The following is a 24,131-nucleotide window of genomic DNA, read 5'->3' as shown; positions in this document are numbered from 1 at the left end:
CTTGATCAGTTGCCAAAGGTCCGTTGCCACCAACCCCTGCGCGGCGCACCGCCCGAGCCTTCGTCGGCATCGTCGCCGCCGTCGTTGGCGGGCGCTTCACCGGCCGGTTCGGCCTGCTGTGCCGCATCATTGGCCGCAACAGGTGCTTCCTCGGCCGCCGGTTCGGGTGCCGCCGAGGGTGCAGGCTCAGAAGGCTCACCTTGGGCGGATTCGGCGCCCGCTGCTGCGGGGGCTTCTTCCTCAACCTTCTTCTTCCGGCGGGCGCGGGGCTTCTTCGGCTTTTCTTCGGTCTTGGCTTCTTCCGGGGCTTCCGTTTCGGCTTCTGCCGGAGCCGATTCTGCGGGCGCGGCACTGGCTTCAGCTTCTGCATCCGCCTTCTTGCGGCGTGGTGCGCGGCGGCGCTTGGGCTTTTCTTCGGCCACCGGCTCTTCCACGGCTGCTTCCGCTTCTGCCGGTGCTTCGACATCTGCCGGCGCTTCGATCTCTGCCGGTGCCTCTACCGCGTCGGGTGCAGCCTCAGGCTCCACGCTTTCGATCGTAGCGTCGCTTTCGCTTTCACCGTTTTCGGTGTCGCGGCTCGATTTACGGCGGCGGCGGCGGCGTTTCTTGGGCGCGGCTTCGTCCTCGCCCGTCGCGCCATGGTCGCTGCCCTGATCTTCATTCGCGTCCTGCTCTTCGCCTTCGGCATCGTCGGATGCATCGTCGTCGCCGTCGGACTGCTGTTCGCCGTTCTGCTCGCCATCCTCGCGGCCGCGGCCACGCTTGCGGCGACCGCCACGACGGCGGCGACGCTTGCGGCGGGTCTGACCGTCCTCGTCCTCGCCCGAACGGTTGTCGCGGTTCTCGGTCTCGTCCTGATCGTCGTCGTCTTCGGGCAGGTAATCGTCTTCCTCGTCGACGATGACTTCGAACTTGGGCACGCCGGTCGGGCGCGGGCCCGACGATCCGACGCGCATCTTCGCGCCTTCGTCCTCACCCTCGGGCAGGACTTCGACGCTGACGGCATAGCGATCCTCGATCTCTTGCAGATCGGCGCGCTTGGCGTTCAGCAAATAGACCGCCGCTTCGGTGCTGGCGTGCAGGGTGATGATCGACCCCTTGCCCTTGGCAGCCTCGTCCTCGATCAGACGCAGCGCCGACAGGCCTGCGCTCGATGCCGTGCGGACAAGCCCCGAACCGTCGCAATGCGGACAGGTGCGCGTGGTCGCTTCCAGAACGCCGGTGCGCAGGCGCTGGCGGCTCATCTCCATCAGGCCAAAGCCCGAGATGCGGCCGACCTGAATACGGGCGCGGTCGTTCTTCAGCGCCTCTTTCATGCACTTCTCGACCTTACGGATAGAGCTGTTGTGCTCCATGTCGATAAAGTCGATCACGACCAGACCTGCCATGTCGCGCAGGCGCAACTGGCGGGCGATTTCCCTGGCCGCTTCCATATTGGTGTGAAGCGCGGTCGCCTCGATCCCGTGTTCCTTGGTGGAACGGCCAGAGTTGATGTCGATCGACACCAGCGCCTCTGTCGGGTTGATCACCAGATAGCCGCCCGATTTCAGCTGGACGACAGGGTCGTACATGGCCGAAAGCTGATCCTCGGCTCCATAGCGCTGGAACAGCGGCACGGGGTCGGCATATTGCTTTACCCGCCGTGCATGGCTGGGCATCAGCAATTTCATGAATTCCTTGGCCGATTTATAGCCTTCCGGCCCCTCGACCACGACTTCCTCGATCTCGCGGTTATAAATGTCGCGGATCGCGCGCTTGATCAGATCGCTGTCCGAATGGATCAGCGCCGGAGCGCTGGACTTCATCGTGTTTTCGCGGATCTCGTCCCACAGGCGTGCCAGATAGTCGAAGTCGCGCTTGATCTCGGTCTTGGTGCGCTGAAGCCCTGCGGTTCGCACGATGCAGCCCATCGATTTGGGCAGGCTCATCTCGGCCACGATCTGCTTCAGACGCTTGCGGTCGGCCGCGCTGCTGATCTTGCGCGAGATGCCGCCGCCATGACTGGAATTGGGCATCAGCACGCAATAGCGGCCCGCCAGCGAAAGATAGGTGGTAAGGGCTGCGCCCTTGTTCCCGCGCTCTTCCTTGACGACCTGCACCAGCAATACCTGACGGCGCTGGATGACGTCCTGGATCTTGTACTTGCGGCGCAGCGCAAGACGCTTGGCGCGCGCTTCGTCGGCAGCCTTGGAGCGGGTGCCGCCACCCTTGCCCTGCCGGCGTCCGCGACCGCGGCCACGACCGCGCGAGCGGCTGTTGCCTTCTTCGCCGCCACTCCCGTCTTCGGCGCTTTCTTCGCCGTTGTCGTCGTCATCCGAATCGTCGTCGCCCGAAACCGCGCCATCCTCGATCGTGGCGACTTCGTCCGATTCTTCGTCGCTTACGTCTTCGACGCCATCGTCGCCGGCCAGTTCCTCGGCCAGCGCGTCGCTGCCCTCGTCACCGTCCTCGGAGCTGTCGTCGGCGTCCTCGTCCTCGGCGCGCAGGCGGGCCTCTTCCTCGGCGTGCTCGGCCTCGGCCGCGAGCAGGGCGTCGCGGTCTTCCTTGGGGATCTGGTAATAGTCGGGGTGAATTTCGTTAAAGGCAAGGAAGCCGTGCCGGTTGCCGCCGAAATCGACGAACGCAGCCTGCAACGAGGGTTCGACCCTCGTCACCTTTGCCAGATAGATATTACCCTTGATCTGCTTGTGTTCTGCCGACTCAAAGTCGAATTCTTCAATCCGGTTGCCTTTTAGCACCGCCACCCGCGTTTCTTCCGGGTGGCGCGCATCGATGAGCATGCGCGTGGTCATTTATGATTCTCCAGACGCGCGAACCGCCCGCCGGCCGCAAGGGACGGTGGGGCAATCGGGCGCGACATTTCAGTAAGGCGCGCGCGGATCGTGCGGTTTTGATTCCGTTGTCCGGCGCGAAAAGCGAATAGCCGGCAGGGCGCGCATGGCTGCGCGATACCGGCGGCGAAAATATTGAAGCGAAACGGTCAGGCGCGTGTGAAGCAAAGACGACGGTGCGAGCGGCCCTGCAAGGCAGGGTGGTCGCCGCATTCATTGTCTTCCTGGCCATATCCACCAATTCCAATCCGGTCCCGGTTTGATCCGGGATGCGCGCTACGCGGGATGCGATGGGGCAGGCCGATCGATCGGCAGTCTGCTCGCTCCGGCGGTATCGCGCCAAATGTCGGAAGATAGAGGACGGGACACTGGCGCTCGTCGGTTCCCATCAGGAACCGTCGGCCATGGTGGCCGACTTGCGATGCGCCGGATATCCGATCCACCCGACGAAAGGCACGCTAGCACCGGTCCGGCGGTTCGGCAATAAAAAGCCATCGTACAGTTAGATCGTTCGCGCACGCGATCCGGTTGGCGCGCCGGTTCACCGGCGTATCCGCAGTCGGAAACCGGGCAAAACAGGGGCGATATTCCATATGGCGGGCTTGTCCGGCGCGGACCGGACGGGCAAGCGGTTGATCCATGGAACAGCCGGTTCTGCAATTGGAGGAAGCCACAACGGCGGGCCGGAAGGCGCGCGCGGCGCTGTTGGCGGCGGGGTCGCTGCTTTCGGGCGGCGTTCTGGGGCTGGTTCTGGCGGTGATTTTCCCGGCGGACGGACGGGGGGAGGCGGTGCTGTCGATGGCATTGCCCGAATCGCGCACGGCGGCCTTGCCGCGCATCAGCGCGGGACGCGCGGGCGATGAAGCGCCGCTGGTCGTGATCGATGCGGGTCATGGCGGGTTCGACCCGGGCGCGACCGGCCCCAGCGGCATTCGCGAAAAGGACGTGATCCTGCCCATCGCGCTCGCCCTGCGCGAAAGGTTGCTGGAGCTTGGCGCGGTGCGCGTTGCCCTGACGCGAGAGGACGACCGTTTCCTGCCGCTGGAAGCGCGGGTGGAACTGGCGGAATCGCTGGAGCCTGACCTGTTCCTGTCGATCCACGCCGATAGCGCTCCGGTCGAGGAAGCGCAGGGGGCCAATATCTATGTGCTGTCCGCCCGTGCCAGCGATGCCGAGGCGTTGGCATTGGCGCGCGATTTCAATGAGACGGACGGCGACGGAACCGCGGACGATGCCGGGCTGGGCGATGTCGAGGCGGTGCTGGCCGAACTGGCGCGGCGCGAGACGAACCTTGCCTCGGCCCGCATCGCGGACCGGCTGGAAATGCGGGTGAGGGCCGCGATGCCGGTTCACGGGAAGTTCCGGCGCGGCGCCAATCTGGTAGTGCTGCGGTCCGCGCGCATGCCATCGCTGTTGTTCGAGGCAGGCTATATCAGCAATCCCGACGATGCCGCCCGGGTCAGCAGCGAGGAAGGGCGTGCCGCCATCGTGACGGCGCTGGCCGACGCGATCACTGCCGGATTACTGGCGCCAGGGCGTTAGCTTATCCCCATGCATCGCCCTATTCATCGTATCGTCATGCCCTTTCGTCTTTTCTCTTGCGCGAACCCCATGCTAGTGCCGCCCCGATCATGAGCCTGACCGAGCAATTCCAGACCATAACCGGACGCACTGGCGCCGCATTTGCCGCGTTTTGGGCCGGTTTTACGCGCCGGTGGCGCGAAAGCCGCCTGTTCAAGGTGCTGGCGGTGCTGGTTGCGGCAGGCTTGCTGCTGTTCGTGGGCGGCTATGCATGGCTGGGCACGGGGCTGCCGTCGGCCGATCGCCTGCTTACCTATCAACCCGCGTTGCCGACCATGGTGCGCGGCGCGGATGGCGAGATCGTGAACAGCTATGCCCGCGAACGGCGCGTGCAATTGCGCTATGTCGATTTTCCCAAGCAATTGCAGGATGCGTTCCTGTCGGCCGAGGACAAGACATTCTGGAGCCATGGCGGCGTCGATGTCGGCGGTCTGGCCGGTGCGGTCGTCGATTATGTGTCCAAGCTGGGGTCGGGCGAACGCGCCAAGGGCGGGTCGACGATCACGCAGCAGGTGGCCAAGAATATCCTTGTGGGCGACGAATATTCGGTCACCCGCAAGCTGAAGGAAATGATCCTGGCCCAGCGCATCGAAGGCGTGCTGACCAAGGAGCAGATCCTCGAGCTGTATCTCAACGAAATTCCGCTTGGCCGGCAAAGCTTTGGCGTACAGGCAGCCGCGCGTGCCTATTTCGACAAGGATGTGAACGAGCTGGACCTGCACGAGACGGCGTTTCTGGCGATCCTGCCCAAGGCGCCCGAACGCTATGGCCGTGCGCGTTACCGCGACATGGCGATCGAACGGCGCAATTACGTGCTGGACCAGATGGTCGACAATGGCTGGGCATCGCGGGCAGAGGCGGATGCGGCCAAGGCGATGCCGCTCGGCCTCGTGGAGCGTCGCCGCGAGGGCTATGATCCGGCGGGCGGCTATTTCATCGAGGAAGTGCGCCGCCGCCTGCTCGACGCCTATGGCGAAAAGGCCGAAGACGGGCCGAATTCGGTGTACGCCGGCGGGCTATGGGTGCGCACCTCGCTCGACATGGAAATGCAGCATGCCGCGCGCAAGGCGCTGCGCGCGGGACTGATGCGCTATCACGGAACGCGTGGCTGGACCGGCCCGATCGCAAAGATCGACATGGACCAGAACTGGCAGACGCAGCTGATCGTATCGAACCTTGCGGTCGATTATCAGGACTGGCGCGTGGGCGTGGTCACCGAACGCAGCGGCTCTGACGCGCGGATCGGTTTCAGCGACGGCGAAACCTTCCCGCTGGGCAATCTGCCCGATGCGTTGAAGGCGGGCGATGTGATTGTCGCGTCGCCCGACGGCAGCGGCTGGCGCGTGCGCACCATTCCCGAGGTGTCGGGCGGTCTGGTCGTGCAGAACCCGCAGACGGGCCGCGTGCTCGCCATGCAGGGCGGATTCGATTCGCGGCTTGGCAGCTTCAACCGCGCCACGCAGGCGGAACGGCAGCCGGGTTCGACGATCAAGCCCTTCGTCTATGCGACCGGCCTCGATCAGGGGATGACGCCCGCGACGCTGGTCACCGACGGGCCGTTCTGCGTCTATCAGGGTGCGCGGCTGGGCGAGAAATGTTTCCGCAATTTCGGCGGCACCCGCGGCGCGGGCGAACAGACGATGCGCTGGGGGCTGGAGCAGTCGCGCAATCTGATGACCGTCCATATCGCCAATGATTCGGGCATGAACAATGTGATCGGCACGTTCGAGCGTGTCGGCATCGGAAGTTATGACCCCTATCTCGCTTTTGCGCTGGGCGCGGGCGATACGACGGTGCTGCAAATGGTGAACGCCTATAGCGCGCTCGCCAATCACGGGCGGCAGTATCAGGCTTCGGTCATCGATTACGTGCAGGACAAGAATGGCAAGGTGATCTGGCGCGCCGACAAGCGCCGCTGCGCCCGCTGCAATCAGGACGAATGGGACGGCAAATCCATGCCGCGCCTTGCCGAAGGGGGCAAGCAGGTGATGGATGCGGGCACCGCCTATCAGGTGGTCCATATGCTGGAAGGCGTGGTCCAGCGCGGCACGGCGACGCGGCTGCGCGATCTGGGCCTGCCGCTGTTCGGCAAGACGGGCACGACATCGGGCCCGACCAACGCATGGTTCATGGGCGGATCGGCCGATCTGGTCGCAGGCGTTTATCTTGGATTCGATACGCCGCGCAATCTGGGCGGCTGGGTGCAGGGCGGCAATACCGCCGCGCCCATCGTCAAGCAGCTCATTCAGGATACCAAGGCGCGCTGGCCGACCACGCCGGTTCAGGCGCCCGACGGCATTCGCATGGTCCGCATCGACCGCCGCAGCGGCAAGCGCGTGTTCGAAGGCTGGCCATCGCTGACCGAATATACGCCCGCGACCATTTGGGAAGCGTTCAAGCCCGATACCGAACCGCGTCGTTCGCTCGACCGGCAGACGCTGGAAGAAAAGCGCATGGCGGCACTGGCGGCGATCCGCGCGGCACGTGCCGAAAGCCGCGCCGCGATCAGCAATGACACGGTCGGCATCGACGATACTTTCCTCGAAGATCAGGGCGGCATTTACTGATCTGTTCGGCTGGATTAAGGGGGAAGTCATGAACATGCGCATCCGATCGAGCCTTCTGGCAGGCGCCCTTGCCGTAACTGCCCTTGCCGCGGGGCCCGTTGCCGCGTCTCTGCCCAAGGGCGCCGAAGCGCCGCCGGTGATGACGACGGGTGCGATGGCAGGAAAAGCATTCTCTTTCGATCTGGCCAGGGCGCTGAAAAGCGGGCCGGTCGTGCTTTATTTCTTTCCCAAGGCGTTCACCCACGGCTGCACGCTGGAGGCCCGCGCCTTTGCCGAGGCGATGCCCGATTTCAAGGCGGCAGGCGCGCAGGTCGTGGGCATGTCGGCCGACGATATCGAAACGCTGAAGAAATTTTCGACCGAGGAATGCCGCAACGCATTTCCTGTTGCGCAGGCAACGCCCGCCACGATCCGCGCCTATGATGTCGCGCTCGATATGAAGAACGTCAGCGGGTTGATGAGCGACCGGACATCCTATGTCATCGCGCCCGACGGGCGGATCGCCATGGTGCATTCCGATTCCGATTGGCGCGAACATGTCTCGCGCACGCTGGAGGCGGTCCGCGCGCTGGACCGCTGACGAGGCCGGTTTCAGACTGACCGGCCCATCGCCCTTGCGGCGGGCCATGGTGCGCCATCGCTGCGCACAAACGCATTGCGCACTTTCACAAATCCGGACCCTTCGCTAAGCGGACCCGAGTCCGCAGGGCAGGTGGCCCTTTAAGGAGAAATTTCATGCGTGCCGAAGGGCAGGCCCTTGTCGACCGTATCGAGGCATCGCTCGCGCTGATCCGCCAGTCGCTGGACTGGGAACAGGCGCTGCGCCGTCTGGACGAGCTGAGTGCGCGGGTGGAAGACCCGAACCTGTGGAACGACCCCAAGCAGGCGCAGGCGATCACGCGTGAGCAAAAGCAGCTGGGCGATGCGGTCAAGGCGGTGAACGAGATTGGCGCCGAAATGTCGGACGCGGTCGAGTTCATCGAAATGGGTGAGGCCGAGGGTGACGACAGCGTGGTCAAGGACGGGCTGAACAGCCTGAACGCGCTGGCCGAACGCGCCGACCGCGACAAGGTGGGCGCGCTGCTGTCGGGCGAGGCCGATGGCTATGACACCTATCTGGAAGTTCACGCAGGCGCAGGCGGCACCGAAAGCCAGGACTGGGCCGAAATGTTGCAGCGCATGTATGTGCGCTGGGCCGAACGGCGCGGCTTTAAGGTCGAGGTGGTCGATTACCACGCGGGCGAACAGGCGGGCATCAAAAGCGCGACCCTGCTGATCCGCGGCGAAAATGCCTATGGCTATGCCAAGACCGAAAGCGGCGTGCATCGGCTGGTCCGCATCAGCCCTTACGATTCCAGCGCGCGGCGGCACACTTCGTTCAGTTCGGTATGGGTTTATCCCTTCATCGACGACGATATCGAGATCGAAATCAATCCCGCCGACCTGAAGATCGACACCTATCGCGCATCGGGTGCGGGCGGGCAGCACGTCAATACGACCGATTCCGCCGTTCGCATTACCCACCAGCCGACCGGCATCGTGGTGGCCAGCCAGAACGACCGTTCGCAGCACAAGAACCGCGCCACCGCGATGAACATGCTCAAGGCGCGGCTGTACGAAAAGGAACTGGCCGAGCGCGAGGCTGCGGCCAGCGGCGAATATCAGGCCAAGACCGAAATCGGCTGGGGCCACCAGATCCGTTCCTATGTGCTGCAACCGTACCAGCAGGTAAAGGATTTGCGCACAGGTCATGTTTCGACCAATCCTTCCGACGTGCTCGACGGCGCGCTCGATCCGTTCATCACCGCTGCCCTGTCGCAGCGCGTGACGGGCGAGAAGGTGGATGTGGAGGACGACGATTGATCCATCGCGCGTCCCTGCTTGCGGCAATGGCGGCTGCGCTTGTCCTGTCGGGATGCAATATCACCGAGAAGGATGACGGTCGCCCCGAAAGCGCGCGCGATTTTCCCGAGGCGGACCGCCCGGTGTCCACCGTTTCGGCCAGCCAGATGCCCGAACGGACCCGCGACGATCGCAAGGAAGCGGTTACCGTCATGGATCTTGCCAATATCGGCGAAGGCATGACCGTGGCTGATATCGGCGCGGGCGAGGGCTATTACACAACCCGCCTTGCCGAGCGTGTCGGCAAGGACGGGCGCGTTCTGGCACAGGACATCGACGCAGAAGTGTTGCAGCGCCTCGGCTCACGGGTTGAGCGCGAGCGGCTCGACAATGTGTCGATCAAGCTGGGAACGCCCGACGATCCGGGTTTGCCCGAAGGCAGTTTCGACCGTGTGTTCCTGGTGCATGTCTATAACCAGGTCAGCGAACCCTATGCGTTTCTATGGCGGCTGCGTCCCGCCTTGCGGCAGGGCGGGCAGGTGATTGTCGTGGATGTCGACCGCGCGACCGACAATCACGGTATTCCCCCCAAGCTGCTTTTCTGCGAATTCGAGTCGGTCGGCTTCAAGCTGGCCGCTTTTATTCGCCGCCCCGAACTGGCAGGCTATTATGCCCGTTTCGAGGCGGCAGGCCCAAGGCCGGATCCGGCCGATATTGAACCCTGCGAGCAGGAAGTTGTTGCCGCAGGAACGGCGGACGGCGGCGCCGATGGCACCGCAAGCCGCCCTGACAGGATTGTTGAGACATGAGCTTTAAGGGACTGAAGCCGATCAACTATGGCGGACGCGAGGTCTGGCCGTTGATCGAAGGGGGCAAGGGCGTTTCGGCGACCAATCACGCCAGTTCGGGTGCGTGGGCAGCCGCGGGCGGCATCGGCACGGTCAGTGCGGTCAACGCCGACAGCTATGACGCCGAGGGCAAGATTGTCCCGCAGGTCTATGAACAGATGACCCGCAAGGAACGTCACCAGCAGCTGATCGATTACGCGATCGACGGCGCGGTAGAGCAGGTCCGGCGCGCGCACGAGATTTCGGGCGGCAAGGGCGCGATCAATATCAACGTGCTGTGGGAAATGGGCGGCGCGCAGGCAGTGCTGGAAGGGACGCTGGAGCGGACCAGGGGCCTTGTCACCGGCGTCACCTGCGGCGCGGGCATGCCGTACAAGCTGGCCGAAATCGCGCAGCGTTTCGGGGTGCATTACCTGCCTATCGTTTCGTCGGCCCGTGCGTTCCGCGCCTTGTGGAAGCGCAGCTATTCGAAGGTGCCCGAACTGATGGCGGCGGTGGTCTATGAAGATCCGTGGCTGGCGGGCGGGCATAACGGGCTGTCGAATGCCGAAGACCCGAAAAAGCCCGAAGATCCCTATCCCCGCGTCAAGGCTCTGCGTGAAACCATGCGCAAGGAAGGCGTGTCGGAAGATACCGCGATCGTGATGGCGGGCGGGGTCTGGTTCCTGCGCGAATGGAACGACTGGATCGACAATCCCGAACTGGGCAAGATCGCCTTTCAGTTCGGAACGCGCCCCCTGCTGACGCAGGAAAGCCCGATCCCGCAGGGCTGGAAGGACATGCTCCGCACGCTGGAGCCCGGCGATGTGCTGCTGCACAAGTTTTCGCCCACCGGTTTCTATTCCAGTGCGGTGCGCAATCCGTTCTTGCGCAATCTGGAAGAGCGTAGCGAACGTCAGATCCCCTATTCGCGGGTCGAGGCGGGCGATCATACCGTCCAGCTGGACGTAGGCGTGAAGGGCAAGAATTTCTGGGTCACGCCGCATGACCGCGAACGCGCCCGCACATGGGCCGGTGCCGGCCACACGACCGCATTGAAGACGCCGGACGACACGGTCGTTTTCGTCTCGCCCGAAGAGCGGGAGATTATCCGCAAGGATCAGGCCGACTGCATGGGCTGCCTGTCGCATTGCGGATTTTCGTCGTGGAAGGACCATGACGATTACACCACGGGCCGGCTTGCCGATCCGCGCAGCTTCTGCATTCAAAAGACGTTGCAGGACATCGCCCATGGCGGACCGACGGACGAGAATCTCGCTTTCGCAGGGCACGCCGCGTACCGTTTCAAGCAGGACCCGTTCTATTCCAACGGCTATACGCCGAGCGTGAAGGAACTGGTCGAGCGCATTCTGACGGGCGACTGACCGGCCCGACCACCGGAAAAAGGAAGCCGCAGACGATGGGAGAACTGAAAAAGGGGGCCTGTCACTGCGGTAGCGTCCGCTTCGAGGCGGAGGTCGATCTGGCCTCTGCCCGCCGGTGCGACTGTTCGCTCTGCCGGATGCGCGGGGCCGTCGCGGTCAGCGCGCCGCTGGACCGCTTCACCCTGCTGGCCGGAGAGGATGCGCTGCGCCTTTATCAATTCAACACCGGCGCGGCGAATCATTATTTCTGCGGGAATTGCGGCATTTACACGCATCACCAGCGCCGTTCGAACCCCACGCAATATGGCGTGAATGTCGCCTGCCTCGAAGGGATGAGCCCGTTCGATTTTCCCGAAGTCGAAGTGCTGAACGGGCAGGCCCACCCCAAGGATACGGGCGCGACCCGTCGTTCGGGCATCTTGCGCTACACCGCGGACTGATCGCTCAGGCGTAACCCTCGATCACGCGGTCGGGCGGGCTGTGGCCATCAACCCAGCTTTGAATATTGGCGAGGATCTTCATGCCCGCCGCGGTCCGTCCCTCTTCGGTGGCGCTGCCGATATGGGGCTGGGTGATCACATAGGGGTGCGCGATCAGCCGCGGATCGACCATCGGCTCGTCCGGATAGACATCGAGGCCGGCACCCCACAGATGGCCGTTTTCCAGCGCGGCGATCATGGCTTCCTGATCGATCAGATCGCCGCGTCCGGTGTTCACGATCACCGCGCCATCCTTCATCAGCGCGATCCGGCGCGCGTCGATCAGATGATGCGTGGCGGCGCTGGTCGGGCAATGCAGGGTGACGATATCGCTTTTGCCAAGCAGGCTGTCGACATCGCCTGCATATTCCGCGCCCAGCATACGTTCGACCGATTCGGGCAGGCGGCGGCGGTTGTGATAGGCGATGCGCAGACCGAACGCGCGGGCGCGATGGGCGACGGCCTGGCCGATGCGACCCATGCCGATAATGCCCAGTGTTTTGCCGCCCAGAGACCGGCCGAGCATGCCGGTGGGGCTCCACCCCGTCCATTCGCCGTGCCGCACAATCCGCGTACCTTCGCGCATGCGACGGATGACGCCGATCAGCAGCGCCATGGTCAGATCGGCGGTGTCGTCGGTGAACACGCCGGGCGTATTGGTCACCACGATCCGCCGCGCGCGTGCCGCGCCCAGTGCGATATGGTCCGTTCCCGCGCCGAAATTGGCGATCATGCGCAGCCTGTCGCCTGCCCCTTCGATCAGCGCGGCATCGATATCGTCGGTCACGGTCGGGACCAGCACGTCGCAACCGGCCATCGCCGTCGCCAGTTCCTCCCGCGTGAAGGCGTGATCGTCGGGATTGAGCGCGGTATCGAACAATTCGGCCATCCGCGCCTCGATCGCGGGCATCAGCCTGCGGGTAACGACGACGCGGGGCTTGCCGTCGATCCGGCGGGCGGTCGCATGTGCGGGTTCGGACATCGGTCGGGCTGCCTCGGGATCGGATTGGGCCATGGTTGCGGCGCTACGCTGCGACGGGCGGCGTGGTCAACAGGCTTCGCACGATCGCCGGTGTGGGTGGCTGCATCCGCCATCTTGGCGCGACCGGCGGGCGGGGCTATGCGAAGGGAATGACGCTTCGCCGGATCCTTCTTGCCAGCCTGTTATGCGCCAGTATCGCGCCGGCTTTGCCCGCTGCCGCGCAGGATACGGACGAGGTGCCCTATTGGGCCTCGCTCACTACCGACAAGGCGAATATGCGCGTGGGGCCGGGGGGCAGTTACAAGATCCTGTGGGTTTACCAGCGCAAGGGTCTGCCAGTTAAAGTGGTGCGCCGCCTTTCGGGCTGGCGACTGGTGGAAGACCCCGATGGCACGCGGGGCTGGGTGGTTTCGCGCTTCCTCAGCCGCGAACGCAGCGCCATCGTGACCGGCGACGACAATGTCATGATGCGTGCCTTACCTGCCGACGATGCCAAGCTGTTGTGGCAACTGGAACCCGGCGTCACCGGCTGGCTGGGCGAATGCGACCAAGGGTGGTGCCGATTCGCCGTCGGTGAACGCGAAGGTCCGATGCAGGAAGGCTGGGTCCGGCAGGACCGGCTGTGGGGCGACGGGGAACCCTGATCGATCATTATCCGCTGATCGAGGCAAGGGCGGCGGCGCTGTTCGGTTCGGCCGATACGATGATGGCATTTTTTCTTCCGACTCTGCTGGGCGTGACCGGTGCCGTGATCGGCAGCTTTGCCGGTGCCGCTGCACTGCGCATCGCGCGCGGCGACAGCGTGGTGACGGGGCGTTCCCGTTGCGATTCGTGCGGGCGCGTGTTGGGAATCGCCGATCTTGTACCGATGCTGTCATTCCTGATGCTGGCGGGGCGTTGCCGCACTTGCCGCGCGCCGATCGATCCCTTGCAGCCATTGGCCGAAGTGGCGGGGGCGACCATCGGCATTGCCGCGTGGCTGTTCATGCCCGATCCGCTGACTGCCATTTTGGCCGCCATTCTGGGGTGGCAATTGCTGGTGCTGGGCTTGTCGGACTGGTGCTCGTTCCATTTGCCGCCGGTGGGGATCGCGATACTGGCGTTCAGTGCGCTGATGATACCGGCTGTGGCGGCATTGGACGGGCAGCAATGGCTTCCCCTGCTGTTGCGTCAGCTTGCGGGCGGCGGGCTTGGCTTTGTGCTGCTGGCTGCACCCGCGCTGCTGTTTCGGGCCATACGCGGCAGGGACGGGATGGGCAGCGCCGATCCACCCCTGATGGGCGCGATCGGCCTGTGGGCAGGGCCGCTGGGCGTTTGTTTTATTGTGTTGCTGGCGGCCGGATTGGGGATCGCAATTGCCGCGGCGAACTTGATGCACGGCAAGTCGTCCGATCCTGGCGATTCCGCCGGGAACGAGAGCGACTCTGGCCTTGCCCTGCCGCTGGGCACACTGCTTTCACTGGCAACCATCGCGGTCAGTTTCGCAGGTTTTTCGCTGCTTACCCCCTAAGCCCTGCATTTAGGGGCGTTCAGCCCCCTTGCGCAGCGGCGCGCCGTTGCCTAGGGCGCATTTCGCGGGTGCGATGTTATCCGCAAACTTGAAGTCCGTTATCGCGGCATACAGCCAGAGAGGGCCTTTTGGTCGACCTGTCACAATATCTGCCGATCTTCATATTCCTGGTGATCGCGCTGGGGCTCTCCGCCCTCTTCGTATTCCTGCCGATGGGCGTGTCGCGCCTGACGGGTTCGCACAACCCCGACGCGGAAAAGCTGTCGGAGTATGAATGCGGCTTTCCCGCGTTCGAGGATCCGCGCAGCCAGTTCGACGTGCGGTTCTATCTGGTGGCGATCCTGTTCATCATTTTCGATCTTGAGGCCGCGTTCCTGTTCCCATGGGCCGTCAGCCTCGATCTGACCGGATGGCCGGGCTGGATCACCATGATGGTATTCCTGTTCGAACTGATCATCGGCTTTGCCTATGCATGGAAGAAGGGAGCGCTGGAATGGGAGTAGATCAAACTCTTCCCGCCGCCGCGCAAGCTGGCGAAGTGCGCCAGCCCGACGCCGACTATTTCAACGCCCTGTCGACCGAAGTGAACGACAAGGGCTTCCTGCTGACCAGCACGGAAGAACTGTTCCAGTGGGCGCGTACCGGTTCGCTGTGGTGGATGACGTTCGGTCTGGCCTGCTGCGCCGTGGAAATGATCCACGTGAACATGCCGCGCTATGACATGGAGCGTTTCGGCGCCGCCCCGCGTGCATCGCCGCGCCAGTCCGACGTGATGATCGTCGCGGGCACGCTGTGCAATAAGATGGCACCGGCACTGCGCAAGGTGTACGACCAGATGTCCGATCCCAAATATGTCATCAGCATGGGTTCGTGCGCGAATGGCGGCGGCTATTACCATTACAGCTATTCGGTGGTGCGCGGTTGCGACCGGATCGTGCCGGTTGATATCTATGTCCCCGGTTGCCCTCCCACGGCAGAGGCGCTGCTGTATGGCGTGATGCAATTGCAGCGAAAGATCCGCCGCGAAGGCACGGTGAAACGCTGATGGCTGTCATTCATTCCGCTCCCCGATTTGCGCCCAATGACGGCGTGAAGGATGCGCTGGCATCGGCTCTCGGCCCGATGCTGGTCGAGGCGCATGAAGAGCATGGCGAAATTCTGCTGACGGTCGAGCGTGCGCAGCTGAATGCCGCGCTGCGCCTGTTGCGCGATGCGCATGATTACCAGCAACTGATGGAAATCGCGGGCGTCGACTATCCCTCGCGGGCCGAGCGGTTCGAGGTGTGCTATTGCCTCCTGTCGCTTACCAGGAACCATCGCATCATCGTCAAGACCTGTACCGACGAGGCAAAGCCGGTGCCGACCGTGACCGATATCTGGCCTGTCGCCGGATGGTTGGAGCGCGAGGTTTTCGACATGTTCGGCGTGCTGTTCGCCGGCAATACCGACCTGCGCCGCATCCTGACCGATTATGGCTTCGAAGGGCATCCGTTCCGCAAGGATTTCCCGCTGACGGGCCATGTCGAACTGCGCTACTCCGAAGATGAAAAGCGCGTCGTCTATCAGCCCGTGGAACTGACGCAGGATTTCCGCAGCTTCGATTTCATGAGTCCGTGGGAAGGCGCTGACTACGTGCTGCCCGGCGATGAAAAGGCCGCCGAAACACCCGCACCGCCGCCGGTGGACAAGCCCAAGACTACCGACAGTCCCAAGGATACCGGTGCGGGCGCCAAAACCGACGCCAAGGCGGCAGAAAAGGCGCCCGAAGGCGACGCAGGCAAGGCTTCCGACGCTCCGGAGCCGACCGAAAGCCGCGAAGGCCAGCCACGGCGCGAGGGCAAGACCGCCGACACCGAAGGCGCGACCGAAGTCGACAAGAACGATCCGGACGCGGATGAGGGCGGCGAGAAGGGTAAGGACGCATGAGCCTGCAACTCGAACAGTCGCCCACAACCGGCGACGAGGTCATCACCAATTACACGATCAACTTCGGGCCCCAGCACCCGGCAGCGCATGGCGTGCTGCGCATGGTGATGGAGCTTGACGGCGAGATTATCGAGCGTATCGATCCGCATGTCGGCCTGCTGCACCGCGGCACCGAAAAGCTGATCGAATACAAGACCTATCTGCAGGCGTTGCCCTATTTCGACCGGCTGGATTACTGCTCGCCGCTGGCGCAGGAATACAGCTATGTGCTCGCCATCGAAAAGCTGCTGAATGTCGAGGTTCCGCAGCGCGCGCAATATCTGCGCGTGTTGTTCGCGGAACTGACGCGCATCTGCAACCACATGCTCAACATCGGGTCGCACGTTATGGACGTGGGCGCGATGACGCCGAACCTGTGGGTGTTCGAACTGCGCGAGGATTGCCTCAATTTCTTCGAGCGGGCTTCGGGTGCGCGCATGCACAGCGCATGGTTCCGTCCCGGCGGCGTGCATCAGGACGTGCCGCTGAAGCTGCTCACCGATATCGGCGACTGGGTGGACAAGCGTCTGCCCGAACTGTTCGGCGACGCGATGAGCCTGGTGATGGACAATCGCATCTTCAAGCAGCGCAATGTCGACATCGCCATCGTCAGCAAGGACGATGCGGTGAAGTGGGGCTTTTCCGGCCCGCTGATCCGCGGCAGCGGCATTGCCTGGGACCTGCGCAAGTCGCAGCCCTATGATGTTTACGACAGGATGGATTTCGAAATTCCCGTCGGCACCAATGGCGATTGCTACGATCGCTTCATGGTCCGCGTCGAAGAGGTCTATCAGTCGGCGCGGATCATCAAGCAATGTCTCGCCGAAATGCCCGAAGGGCCGATCGCATCCGACGACCGCAAGGTTTCGCCCCCCAAACGCGGCGAGATGAAGCAGTCGATGGAAGCGCTGATCCACCACTTCAAGCTGTATACCGAGGGGTTCCATGTCCCTGCGGGCGAGGTTTACGTGGCGACCGAAAGCCCCAAGGGCGAATTCGGCGTCTATCTGGTCAGCGACGGCAGCAACAAGCCCTATCGCTGCAAGATCCGCCCGACCGCGTTCAGCCATCTTCAGGCGATGGACATGATGTGCAAGGGTCACATGCTGCCCGACGCGACCGCCATTCTGGGGGCGATCGACGTGGTGTTCGGGGAGTGCGACCGTTGAACCTGTCGCATTCCGAGCAGATGAGCGTGCTGGCATCGGGAACGGGGCTTGCCCTGATCGCGGTGTTCTTCGGTGCATTGCTGCTGGGGTTCAATACCAATTACTGGCTGCCCGAACTGATCGCCTGCGTCGCGGGCTATGAATTCTTTGCCTTCGGGCAGTCGCAATACCGAAACTGGAAACGCCGCCGCGGAGGTCCGCGTGGCTGAGACCGAGACTATGACCGACAATCTGGAAACCGCACGGCAGATGATCGCGCATTACAATGCGCAGGATGCCGACGCCTATGTCGCCCTGATGACCGAGGATGCCTGCGAAGCGGGTTATCGCGGCGCTGTCGTGCGCGATGGGCGTGAAGGAACGCGCGCCGGTCTGAAAGCGATGTTCGCCGAATTTCCCGAAAACCGCGCCGAAGTGATCGATGCAAAGCAGTTCGGCACTTTCGTCACCCTGCACGAACGCGTGTGGCGCAGCGCCGATGCGCAGCCCTTCGACGTGCTTGCCGTCTATAGTTTCGAGGGCGACAAATGCTCTCGGGTGGAGTTCATCCGCTAATGGCCGACCGTTACCTCGAACCCGATACGCCTGAATTGCGCGCCCGCTGGGGCGGTTTTGCGTTCAATCCCGAATGGGACGCGAAAGCCAGGGCGGCGATTGCCCGCTATCCCGAGGGTCGTCAGAAATCGGCCGTCATGGCGCTGCTCGATTACGCGCAGCGGCAAGTGGGCGAGGAAACCGGCACGCAGGGTTGGCTGCCGATTCCGGTGATGGAATATGTGGCGACCTATCTCGACATGCCGGTGATCCGCGTGGTCGAGGTGGCCAGCTTTTACACCATGTACAACCTTGTTCCCGTGGGCAAATTCCACGTGCAGGTGTGCGGCACCACCCCGTGCTGGCTGCGCGGCAGCGACGACATCATGGACCGCTGCAAGGCGCGCGGCATGAAAAAGGGGCACACGACCGACGACGGCATGTGGACGCTGACCGAGGTGGAGTGCATGGGCAATTGCGCCAGCGCCCCCATGGTCCAGATCAATGACGGCAATTACGAGGATCTGACGGCCGAGCGTTTCGACGCCGTGCTCGACGCGCTGGCCAAGGGCGAAACGCCCAAGGAAGGCACGCAGGATCCGGCCCGTCACACCGTCGAACCCGTCGGCGGCCCGACCACGCTGACCGCGATGGTGGACGAAAACCACGATTACCGGGGTGAATGGTGATGGCCTCGCTTCAGCAACGCAATTACCGTTTCGCAAGCGCTGGCTTTATGTTCGCGGCGGCGATTTTCTTCGCTACGCAGAACACCGCCATGGGCGCCAGCTTTGTCGCGCTGGGCGCTGTATTCCTCGCACTTTCGTACAAGAACGGCAAGCAGGATGGCCAGTGATGGAAAGCTTGATCCCGATCGCGGTCGCCCTGCTTGGTGTGATTATCGCGTGGAAAGTCCTCAAGGGCGTCGTCAAGACGGTCGCGCTGGTCGCGATCTTGATCGCCGCCGCTATTTTCGTATTCGGAGTTTGACCGATGCTGGCTGATAAAGACCGCATCTTCACGAACGTCTACGGCTATCAGCCGTGGAACCTGTCCGCTGCGCAAAAGCGCGGCGACTGGGACAATACCAAGGACATCCTTGCCAAAGGGCAGGATGCGATCATCGACGAGATCAAGGCATCGGGCCTGCGCGGTCGCGGCGGCGCGGGTTTCCCGACCGGTCTGAAATGGTCGTTCATGCCCAAGGAAAGCCCCGACGGTCGTCCCAGCTTTCTGGTCATCAATGCCGACGAATCCGAACCCGGTTCGTGCAAGGACCGCGAGATTATCCGTCACGATCCGCACAAGCTGATCGAAGGGGCGCTGGTCGCCGGTTTCGCGATGCGCGCGCGCGCTGCCTATATCTATATCCGCGGCGAATATATCCGCGAGGCCGAAGTGCTGTTCGCTGCCGTGCAGGAGGCCTATGACGCGGGCCTGATCGGCAAGAACGCAAGCGGTTCGGGTTATGATTTCGACGTCTTCGTCCATCGCGGCGCGGGCGCCTATATCTGCGGCGAAGAAACCGCGATGATCGAAAGCCTTGAAGGCAAGAAGGGCCAGCCCCGCCTGAAGCCGCCGTTTCCGGCAGGCGCGGGACTTTATGGCTGCCCGACCACGGTCAATAATGTCGAATCCATCGCGGTCGCGCCCACGATCATGCGACGCGGCGCGGCATGGTTCTCCAGCTTCGGGCGTGAGAATAACAAGGGCACCAAGCTCTTCCAGATCAGCGGGCATGTCGAACGCCCCTGCGTTGTGGAAGAAGAAATGGGCATCCCCTTCCGCGAACTGATCGAAAAGCATTGCGGCGGCATTCGCTGCGGTTGGGACAATCTGCTCGCGGTGATCCCCGGCGGTTCGTCGGTGCCGCTGGTGCCTGCGAACCAGTGTTTCGACATGCCGATGGATTTCGATGGCTGCAAGGAACAGGGCTCGGGCCTTGGCACTGCCGCGGTCATCGTGATGGACAAGTCGACCGACATCGTAAGGGCGATCAGCCGTCTCAGCTATTTCTACAAGCATGAAAGCTGCGGCCAGTGCACGCCTTGCCGCGAAGGCACCGGCTGGATGTGGCGCGTGATGGAACGCCTGCGCACCGGCGAGGCGGCGGTCGAGGAAATCGACATGCTGTTCCAGGTCACCAAACAGGTCGAAGGCCACACGATCTGCGCCCTTGGCGATGCGGCGGCATGGCCGATCCAGGGCCTGATCAAGCATTTCCGTCCCGAGCTTGAACGCCGGATCGTGGCGGCAGGTAACATGGCAGAGGCCGCTGAATAATGCCCAAGGTAACCGTAGACGGACAGGAAATCGAGGTCCCGGCAGGCGCAACCGTGCTGCAGGCGGCAGAGCTTGCGGGCAAGGAAATTCCGCGCTTCTGCTATCACGAGCGGCTGTCGATTGCGGGCAATTGCCGAATGTGCCTTGTCGAGGTGAAGCCCGGACCGCCCAAGCCGCAGGCTTCGTGCGCGCTTCCGGCTGCCGACGGGCAGGAAATCCGCACCGACAGCGAGATGGTCAAAAAGGCGCGCGAAGGTGTGATGGAGTTTCTCCTCATCAACCACCCGCTCGATTGCCCGATCTGCGATCAGGGCGGCGAATGCGATCTGCAGGACCAGTCGGTCGCCTATGGCCGCGGCGCGACGCGTTATGACGAGAACAAGCGCGCGGTGACCGAGAAATATATGGGTCCGCTGATCAAGACGGTGATGACCCGCTGCATCCACTGCACGCGCTGCGTCCGCTTTAGCGAGGAAATCGCGGGCGTGGATGAGATCGGCGCACTGTTCCGTGGTGAGAACATGCAGATTACCACCTATCTGGAGCAGGCCGCCAAGCACGAGCTTTCGGCCAATGTGATCGATTTGTGCCCCGTCGGCGCACTCACCAGCCGCCCCTATGCGTTCGAAGCGCGTCCGTGGGAGCTGAAGAAAACGCTGGGCATCGACGTGATGGACGCGGTCGGCGCGAATATCCGCATCGACAGCCGCGGCCGCGAAGTGCTGCGCATCCTGCCGCGCATCAACGACGATGTGAACGAGGAGTGGATCGCCGACAAATCGCGCTATGCGGTCGACGGGCTGACGCGTCGCCGCCTCGACAAGGTCTGGATCCGCAAGCGGGGCAAGCTTGAAGAAGCGAGCTGGGACGAGGCGTTTAAAAAGATCAAGGTCGCCAAGGCCGGCAAGGACATTGCCGCCGTTTATGGCGATCTGGTTGATTGCGAGACCATGTTCGCGGCCAAGGCACTGCTGAAGGCTTGCGGTTCGACCCTGATCGAAGGGCGCCAGACCGGCCTGGTCTATGACACGTCGAGCCTGACTGCGGTGAATTTCAACACCACGCTCGCCGGTATCGAGAATGCCGATGCGGTGCTGATCATCGGCAGCCAGATCCGACACGAGGCGCCGCTGCTGAACGTCCGGCTGCGCAAGGCGGTGAAGAAGGGCGCGGCGATTTTCCACGTCGGCCCCGAATATGACACCACGTACAAGACGCGCTTCCTTGGCAATGATCTGGCGGTGCTGAACGCGCTGCCTGCCGAAGTGGTCGAGGCGATGAAGGGGGCCGAGCGGCCTGCGATCATCGTCGGCGGTGCGGCGCTGGGTCGCGGTGCGCTGGGCAAGGCGCTGGCGCTGGCGGCGGAATTCAATGTCGTGAAAGACGGCTGGAACGGGTTCAACGCGCTCCATTTCTCGCCCTCGCGCATGGGCGGGTTGCTGCTCGGCCTCGCGCAGAAGGGCGGGATGGCTGATATCGTCGCGGCCAAGCCCAAGCTGCTGCTGTCGCTGGGTGCGGACGAGATGGATTACGCGCCGTTCGGCGATGCCCTGAAGGTCTATATCGGCCACCATGGTGACAAGGGCGCGCATGCGGCGGACATCATCCTGCCCGCCGCCGCATTTACCGAGAGGGCGGGCACCTACGTCAATATCGAAGGCCGCGTCCAGCGGTCGGAGAAGGCCGTGTTCGCTCCGGGTGACGCGCGCGAGGACTGGACGATCTTGCGCGCCATGGCGGATGCGCTGGGTGTCGAAGTCGGATTCAACAATTTCGACCAGCTGCGCGAGGCGATGTACGCGGATACGCCGGCGCTCGCGAATGAAGGACTGGCAGTAACCGGCGGTACGCTTCCGGCGGGGGGTGGTGACGCTTCGGGCGTGATCGCGGCCTATCCGATTACCGATCCCTATCTCACCAATCCGATCCTGCGCGCCAGCCCGACGATGCAGCGCTGCTCGGCAGAACTGTTCCATGGCGAGGACATTGCGGAGGCCGCGGAATGACCGACTTTTTCGTATCCCTCGGCATGCAGTACGAATGGGCGTGGTTTATTGCCACGGTCATCGGCGTGTTGCTGATCGCCCTGCCGCTTATGCTCGGCGTGGCGATGATCATCTATGCCGACCGCAAGATCTGGGCCGCCATGGCGCTGCGCCGAGGCCCCAATGTGGTTGGCCCTTTCGGCCTGTTGCAGAGTTTCGCAGACGGTCTGAAGGTGTTCCTGCAGGAAACCATTATCCCCTCGGCCGCGAACAAGGGTCTGTTCCTGATCGCGCCGATCATCACTTTCACCGTTGCGCTGATGGCTTGGGCGGTCGTGCCGTTCGGCCCCGGCGTGGTGCTGGCGGATATCAATATCGGCCTGCTCTATATCCTCGCGATCAGCTCGCTGGGGGTTTACGGCGTGGTGATCGCGGGCTGGGCGTCGAACTCGAAATATCCGTTTTTCAGTGCGATGCGTGCCGCTGCGCAGATGATCTCTTACGAAGTCTCGATCGGCTTCATCCTTATCTGCGTGATCCTGTTCGCAAACACGAATAATCTGTCGGAGATGATCGAGGCGCAGCGCGGCTTTGGCTTTGGGATCGTCAACGGGTTCTTCTTCCACATTCTGCTGTTCCCGATGTGGGTGCTGTTCCTGATCTCGGGCATGGCCGAAACCGCGCGCGCGCCGTTCGACCTGACAGAGGCGGAATCCGAACTCGTCGCCGGTTACCAGACCGAATATTCGTCGATGAGCTTCGCGCTGTTCTGGCTGGGCGAATATGCGAACGTGCTGCTGATGTGTGCGTTGAACGCGATCCTGTTCTTCGGTGGCTGGCTGCCGCCGATCGACTGGGCGCCGCTGTATTATGTGCCCGGCATCGTCTGGTTCCTGCTGAAGATCCTGTTCTTTTTCTTCATCTTCAGCTGGGTAAAGGCCACCGTGCCCCGCTTCCGCTATGACCAGCTGATGCGTCTTGGCTGGAAAATTTTCCTGCCGATGAGCCTGCTGTTCGTCGTGCTCGTTTCGGGCTGGCTTATGATCACGAGGTATTCATGAGCGTCGCTCATCTCATAAAATCGTTCACCCTGTGGGAGTTCGTGAAGGCGCACGCCCTCACGCTGAAGTATTTCTTCAAGCCCAAGGCGACGATCAACTATCCGTTCGAAAAGAACCCGCTGTCGCCCCGTTTCCGCGGAGAACACGCGCTGCGCCGCTATCCGAACGGCGAGGAGCGCTGCATCGCGTGCAAATTGTGCGAGGCGATCTGCCCTGCCCAGGCGATCACGATTGAGGCCGAACCGCGTGACGACGGCAGCCGCCGGACCACGCGTTACGACATCGACATGACGAAATGCATCTATTGCGGTTTCTGTCAGGAAGCATGTCCGGTCGACGCGATCGTCGAAGGGCCGAATTTCGAATATGCCACCGAAACGCGTGAAGAACTGCTTTACGACAAGGCAAAACTGCTGGCGAACGGGGACAAGTGGGAGCGTGCGATTGCCGCGAACCTTGAAGCCGACGCGCCGTATCGCTAGGGGCGCGCTCGCGGGACATCAAAACCCATGATCCAGACCATCACCTTCTACCTCTTCGCGGCCCTCGTGATTGCATCGGCCTGCTTCGTCATCATGGCGAGGAACCCCGTGCATTCCGTGCTTTGGCTGATCCTTGCCTTCTTTAACGCGGCGGCGTTGATGGTGCTGGTGGGGGCAGAGTTCATCGCGATGCTGCTTGTCATCGTCTATGTCGGCGCGGTCGCCGTGCTGTTCCTGTTCGTCGTAATGATGCTCGACATCGATTTCGCCGAATTGCGCGCTGGCTTCGTGAAGAATTTTCCGCTGGGCATGGTGCTGACTGTCGTGCTGCTGGCCGAACTGGTGCTGGGCCTTGGCGCTTACCGCGCGGGCGGCATCGTGCTGGGCACGCCCGATGGGGCCAATGCCCCGTTGATGGACCACAGCAATATCGCCTCGATCGGGGCGCTGCTCTATTCCAAATATCTCTTCCTGTTCGAGGCTGCGGGCGTGATCCTGCTGGTCGCCATGGTCGGCGCAATCGTGCTGACGCTGCGCCATCGCCCCGACGTGCGCGGCCAGAATATCTCCAGGCAGGTGAAGCGCCGTCCGGAAGAGGCCATCGTCAAGACCCGTCCCGACGTGGGCGCGGGCGTGAAACTTTAACGG

General features: G+C 63.0%; 25 protein-coding genes. 23 read left to right on the top strand and 2 right to left on the bottom strand.

All coding sequences use genetic code 11. The features are described 5' to 3' along the window. Positions 1–5: 5 nt before the first annotated feature. Positions 6–2,792 carry a ribonuclease E/G gene (locus LOZ77_RS06285; RefSeq protein WP_230281324.1) on the bottom strand — a complete coding sequence of 929 codons (2,787 nt, stop codon included), beginning with the start codon at positions 2,790–2,792 and terminating at the stop codon, positions 6–8. Positions 2,793–3,470: 678 nt separating this feature from the next. On the opposite strand from LOZ77_RS06285, the gene LOZ77_RS06280 reads away from it, so the two are divergent. From LOZ77_RS06280 to LOZ77_RS06250, 7 genes are all read left to right on the top strand, one after another. Next, positions 3,471–4,373: an N-acetylmuramoyl-L-alanine amidase gene (locus LOZ77_RS06280; RefSeq protein WP_230281323.1), complete on the top strand. Its 903-nt coding sequence runs from the start codon at positions 3,471–3,473 to the stop codon at positions 4,371–4,373. Positions 4,374–4,462: 89 nt separating this feature from the next. Continuing rightward, positions 4,463–6,979: a penicillin-binding protein 1A gene (locus LOZ77_RS06275; protein WP_230281322.1), complete on the top strand. Its 2,517-nt coding sequence runs from the start codon at positions 4,463–4,465 to the stop codon at positions 6,977–6,979. Positions 6,980–7,007: 28 nt separating this feature from the next. Beyond that, on the top strand, positions 7,008–7,559 hold the full coding sequence (locus tag LOZ77_RS06270) for a peroxiredoxin (protein WP_230281321.1): 552 nt from the start codon (positions 7,008–7,010) through the stop codon (positions 7,557–7,559). Positions 7,560–7,714: 155 nt separating this feature from the next. Beyond that, positions 7,715–8,842, top strand: a complete 1,128-nt coding sequence (gene prfB / locus LOZ77_RS06265; protein ID WP_230281320.1) for a peptide chain release factor 2 — start codon at positions 7,715–7,717, stop codon at positions 8,840–8,842. A 26-nt stretch (positions 8,843–8,868) separates the two neighbouring features. Beyond that, positions 8,869–9,630 (top strand): class I SAM-dependent methyltransferase, encoded by a 762-nt coding sequence (locus tag LOZ77_RS06260; RefSeq protein ID WP_230281319.1) that lies wholly within the window; start codon positions 8,869–8,871, stop codon positions 9,628–9,630. Next, a complete protein-coding gene (locus LOZ77_RS06255) occupies positions 9,627–11,033 on the top strand; it encodes a nitronate monooxygenase family protein (RefSeq protein WP_230281318.1) in 1,407 nt (468 codons plus the stop codon). The genes LOZ77_RS06260 and LOZ77_RS06255 overlap by 4 nt, the downstream gene beginning before the upstream one ends. A gap of 35 nt (positions 11,034–11,068) precedes the next feature. Further along, positions 11,069–11,473 (top strand): GFA family protein, encoded by a 405-nt coding sequence (locus LOZ77_RS06250; protein WP_230281317.1) that lies wholly within the window; start codon positions 11,069–11,071, stop codon positions 11,471–11,473. A 4-nt stretch (positions 11,474–11,477) separates the two neighbouring features. Here the strand turns inward: LOZ77_RS06250 and LOZ77_RS06245 are convergent, their stop codons facing one another. Further along, complete coding sequence (locus tag LOZ77_RS06245; protein WP_370638051.1) at positions 11,478–12,527, bottom strand: 2-hydroxyacid dehydrogenase; 1,050 nt, start codon at positions 12,525–12,527, stop codon at positions 11,478–11,480. Positions 12,528–12,556: 29 nt separating this feature from the next. On the opposite strand from LOZ77_RS06245, the gene LOZ77_RS06240 reads away from it, so the two are divergent. The 16 genes from LOZ77_RS06240 (at position 12,557) to LOZ77_RS06170 (ending at position 24,128) form a co-directional block, all read left to right on the top strand. Further along, on the top strand, positions 12,557–13,138 hold the full coding sequence (locus tag LOZ77_RS06240; protein WP_370638050.1) for an SH3 domain-containing protein: 582 nt from the start codon (positions 12,557–12,559) through the stop codon (positions 13,136–13,138). Continuing rightward, positions 13,117–14,004, top strand: coding sequence for an A24 family peptidase (locus tag LOZ77_RS06235; RefSeq protein WP_230281316.1), 888 nt, complete (start codon positions 13,117–13,119; stop codon positions 14,002–14,004). The genes LOZ77_RS06240 and LOZ77_RS06235 overlap by 22 nt, the downstream gene beginning before the upstream one ends. Before the next feature lie 128 nt (positions 14,005–14,132). Continuing rightward, on the top strand, positions 14,133–14,507 hold the full coding sequence (locus LOZ77_RS06230) for an NADH-quinone oxidoreductase subunit A (RefSeq protein WP_230281315.1): 375 nt from the start codon (positions 14,133–14,135) through the stop codon (positions 14,505–14,507). Next, the gene (locus tag LOZ77_RS06225) at positions 14,498–15,049 is read left to right on the top strand and encodes an NADH-quinone oxidoreductase subunit B family protein (RefSeq protein ID WP_230281314.1); all 552 of its coding nucleotides are present in this window, start codon (positions 14,498–14,500) and stop codon (positions 15,047–15,049) included. The genes LOZ77_RS06230 and LOZ77_RS06225 overlap by 10 nt, the downstream gene beginning before the upstream one ends. After that, positions 15,049–15,930, top strand: a complete 882-nt coding sequence (locus LOZ77_RS06220) for an NADH-quinone oxidoreductase subunit C (protein WP_230281313.1) — start codon at positions 15,049–15,051, stop codon at positions 15,928–15,930. The genes LOZ77_RS06225 and LOZ77_RS06220 overlap by 1 nt, the downstream gene beginning before the upstream one ends. After that, positions 15,927–17,138: an NADH-quinone oxidoreductase subunit D gene (locus LOZ77_RS06215; RefSeq protein ID WP_230281312.1), complete on the top strand. Its 1,212-nt coding sequence runs from the start codon at positions 15,927–15,929 to the stop codon at positions 17,136–17,138. The genes LOZ77_RS06220 and LOZ77_RS06215 overlap by 4 nt, the downstream gene beginning before the upstream one ends. Beyond that, positions 17,135–17,347: a hypothetical protein gene (locus tag LOZ77_RS06210; RefSeq protein WP_230281311.1), complete on the top strand. Its 213-nt coding sequence runs from the start codon at positions 17,135–17,137 to the stop codon at positions 17,345–17,347. The genes LOZ77_RS06215 and LOZ77_RS06210 overlap by 4 nt, the downstream gene beginning before the upstream one ends. Before the next feature lie 10 nt (positions 17,348–17,357). After that, positions 17,358–17,693 (top strand): nuclear transport factor 2 family protein, encoded by a 336-nt coding sequence (locus LOZ77_RS06205; RefSeq protein ID WP_230281786.1) that lies wholly within the window; start codon positions 17,358–17,360, stop codon positions 17,691–17,693. Beyond that, positions 17,693–18,361 (top strand): NAD(P)H-dependent oxidoreductase subunit E, encoded by a 669-nt coding sequence (locus LOZ77_RS06200; RefSeq protein ID WP_230281310.1) that lies wholly within the window; start codon positions 17,693–17,695, stop codon positions 18,359–18,361. Before LOZ77_RS06205 ends, LOZ77_RS06200 begins: the two co-directional genes overlap by 1 nt. Beyond that, complete coding sequence (locus LOZ77_RS06195) at positions 18,361–18,528, top strand: hypothetical protein (protein ID WP_230281309.1); 168 nt, start codon at positions 18,361–18,363, stop codon at positions 18,526–18,528. Before LOZ77_RS06200 ends, LOZ77_RS06195 begins: the two co-directional genes overlap by 1 nt. Further along, complete coding sequence (locus LOZ77_RS17825; RefSeq protein ID WP_255671210.1) at positions 18,528–18,662, top strand: hypothetical protein; 135 nt, start codon at positions 18,528–18,530, stop codon at positions 18,660–18,662. The genes LOZ77_RS06195 and LOZ77_RS17825 overlap by 1 nt, the downstream gene beginning before the upstream one ends. 3 nt (positions 18,663–18,665) lie before the next feature. Beyond that, positions 18,666–19,955: an NADH-quinone oxidoreductase subunit NuoF gene (nuoF, locus tag LOZ77_RS06190; RefSeq protein ID WP_230281308.1), complete on the top strand. Its 1,290-nt coding sequence runs from the start codon at positions 18,666–18,668 to the stop codon at positions 19,953–19,955. Beyond that, positions 19,955–21,961: an NADH-quinone oxidoreductase subunit NuoG gene (gene nuoG / locus LOZ77_RS06185; RefSeq protein ID WP_230281307.1), complete on the top strand. Its 2,007-nt coding sequence runs from the start codon at positions 19,955–19,957 to the stop codon at positions 21,959–21,961. The genes nuoF and nuoG overlap by 1 nt, the downstream gene beginning before the upstream one ends. Further along, a complete protein-coding gene (gene nuoH / locus LOZ77_RS06180) occupies positions 21,958–23,001 on the top strand; it encodes an NADH-quinone oxidoreductase subunit NuoH (RefSeq protein WP_230281306.1) in 1,044 nt (347 codons plus the stop codon). Before nuoG ends, nuoH begins: the two co-directional genes overlap by 4 nt. After that, entirely contained in the window at positions 22,998–23,483 is a 486-nt protein-coding gene (gene nuoI / locus LOZ77_RS06175) for an NADH-quinone oxidoreductase subunit NuoI (RefSeq protein ID WP_230281305.1), read from the top strand. Before nuoH ends, nuoI begins: the two co-directional genes overlap by 4 nt. A 27-nt stretch (positions 23,484–23,510) precedes the next feature. Next, positions 23,511–24,128, top strand: coding sequence for an NADH-quinone oxidoreductase subunit J (locus LOZ77_RS06170; protein ID WP_230281304.1), 618 nt, complete (start codon positions 23,511–23,513; stop codon positions 24,126–24,128). The last annotated feature ends 3 nt before the right edge of the window (positions 24,129–24,131 follow it).

Source organism: Croceicoccus sp. Ery15, from assembly GCF_020985305.1.
In the GTDB taxonomy this organism is placed as follows: domain Bacteria; phylum Pseudomonadota; class Alphaproteobacteria; order Sphingomonadales; family Sphingomonadaceae; genus Croceicoccus.
This window is presented reverse-complemented; position numbering and strand designations above follow the sequence as displayed.

Coding starts and splice junctions, on each gene's coding strand:
- LOZ77_RS06285 (WP_230281324.1), bottom strand. CDS start 2,792: ATGACCACGCGCATGCTCATCGATGCGCGCCACCCGGAAGAAACGCGG.
- LOZ77_RS06280 (WP_230281323.1), top strand. CDS start 3,471: ATGGAACAGCCGGTTCTGCAATTGGAGGAAGCCACAACGGCGGGCCGG.
- LOZ77_RS06275 (WP_230281322.1), top strand. CDS start 4,463: ATGAGCCTGACCGAGCAATTCCAGACCATAACCGGACGCACTGGCGCC.
- LOZ77_RS06270 (WP_230281321.1), top strand. CDS start 7,008: ATGAACATGCGCATCCGATCGAGCCTTCTGGCAGGCGCCCTTGCCGTA.
- prfB (WP_230281320.1), top strand. CDS start 7,715: ATGCGTGCCGAAGGGCAGGCCCTTGTCGACCGTATCGAGGCATCGCTC.
- LOZ77_RS06260 (WP_230281319.1), top strand. CDS start 8,869: ATGGCGGCTGCGCTTGTCCTGTCGGGATGCAATATCACCGAGAAGGAT.
- LOZ77_RS06255 (WP_230281318.1), top strand. CDS start 9,627: ATGAGCTTTAAGGGACTGAAGCCGATCAACTATGGCGGACGCGAGGTC.
- LOZ77_RS06250 (WP_230281317.1), top strand. CDS start 11,069: ATGGGAGAACTGAAAAAGGGGGCCTGTCACTGCGGTAGCGTCCGCTTC.
- LOZ77_RS06245 (WP_370638051.1), bottom strand. CDS start 12,527: ATGGCCCAATCCGATCCCGAGGCAGCCCGACCGATGTCCGAACCCGCA.
- LOZ77_RS06225 (WP_230281314.1), top strand. CDS start 14,498: ATGGGAGTAGATCAAACTCTTCCCGCCGCCGCGCAAGCTGGCGAAGTG.
- LOZ77_RS06220 (WP_230281313.1), top strand. CDS start 15,049: ATGGCTGTCATTCATTCCGCTCCCCGATTTGCGCCCAATGACGGCGTG.
- LOZ77_RS06215 (WP_230281312.1), top strand. CDS start 15,927: ATGAGCCTGCAACTCGAACAGTCGCCCACAACCGGCGACGAGGTCATC.
- LOZ77_RS06205 (WP_230281786.1), top strand. CDS start 17,358: ATGACCGACAATCTGGAAACCGCACGGCAGATGATCGCGCATTACAAT.
- LOZ77_RS06200 (WP_230281310.1), top strand. CDS start 17,693: ATGGCCGACCGTTACCTCGAACCCGATACGCCTGAATTGCGCGCCCGC.
- LOZ77_RS06195 (WP_230281309.1), top strand. CDS start 18,361: ATGGCCTCGCTTCAGCAACGCAATTACCGTTTCGCAAGCGCTGGCTTT.
- LOZ77_RS17825 (WP_255671210.1), top strand. CDS start 18,528: ATGGAAAGCTTGATCCCGATCGCGGTCGCCCTGCTTGGTGTGATTATC.
- nuoF (WP_230281308.1), top strand. CDS start 18,666: ATGCTGGCTGATAAAGACCGCATCTTCACGAACGTCTACGGCTATCAG.
- nuoG (WP_230281307.1), top strand. CDS start 19,955: ATGCCCAAGGTAACCGTAGACGGACAGGAAATCGAGGTCCCGGCAGGC.
- nuoH (WP_230281306.1), top strand. CDS start 21,958: ATGACCGACTTTTTCGTATCCCTCGGCATGCAGTACGAATGGGCGTGG.
- nuoI (WP_230281305.1), top strand. CDS start 22,998: ATGAGCGTCGCTCATCTCATAAAATCGTTCACCCTGTGGGAGTTCGTG.
- LOZ77_RS06170 (WP_230281304.1), top strand. CDS start 23,511: ATGATCCAGACCATCACCTTCTACCTCTTCGCGGCCCTCGTGATTGCA.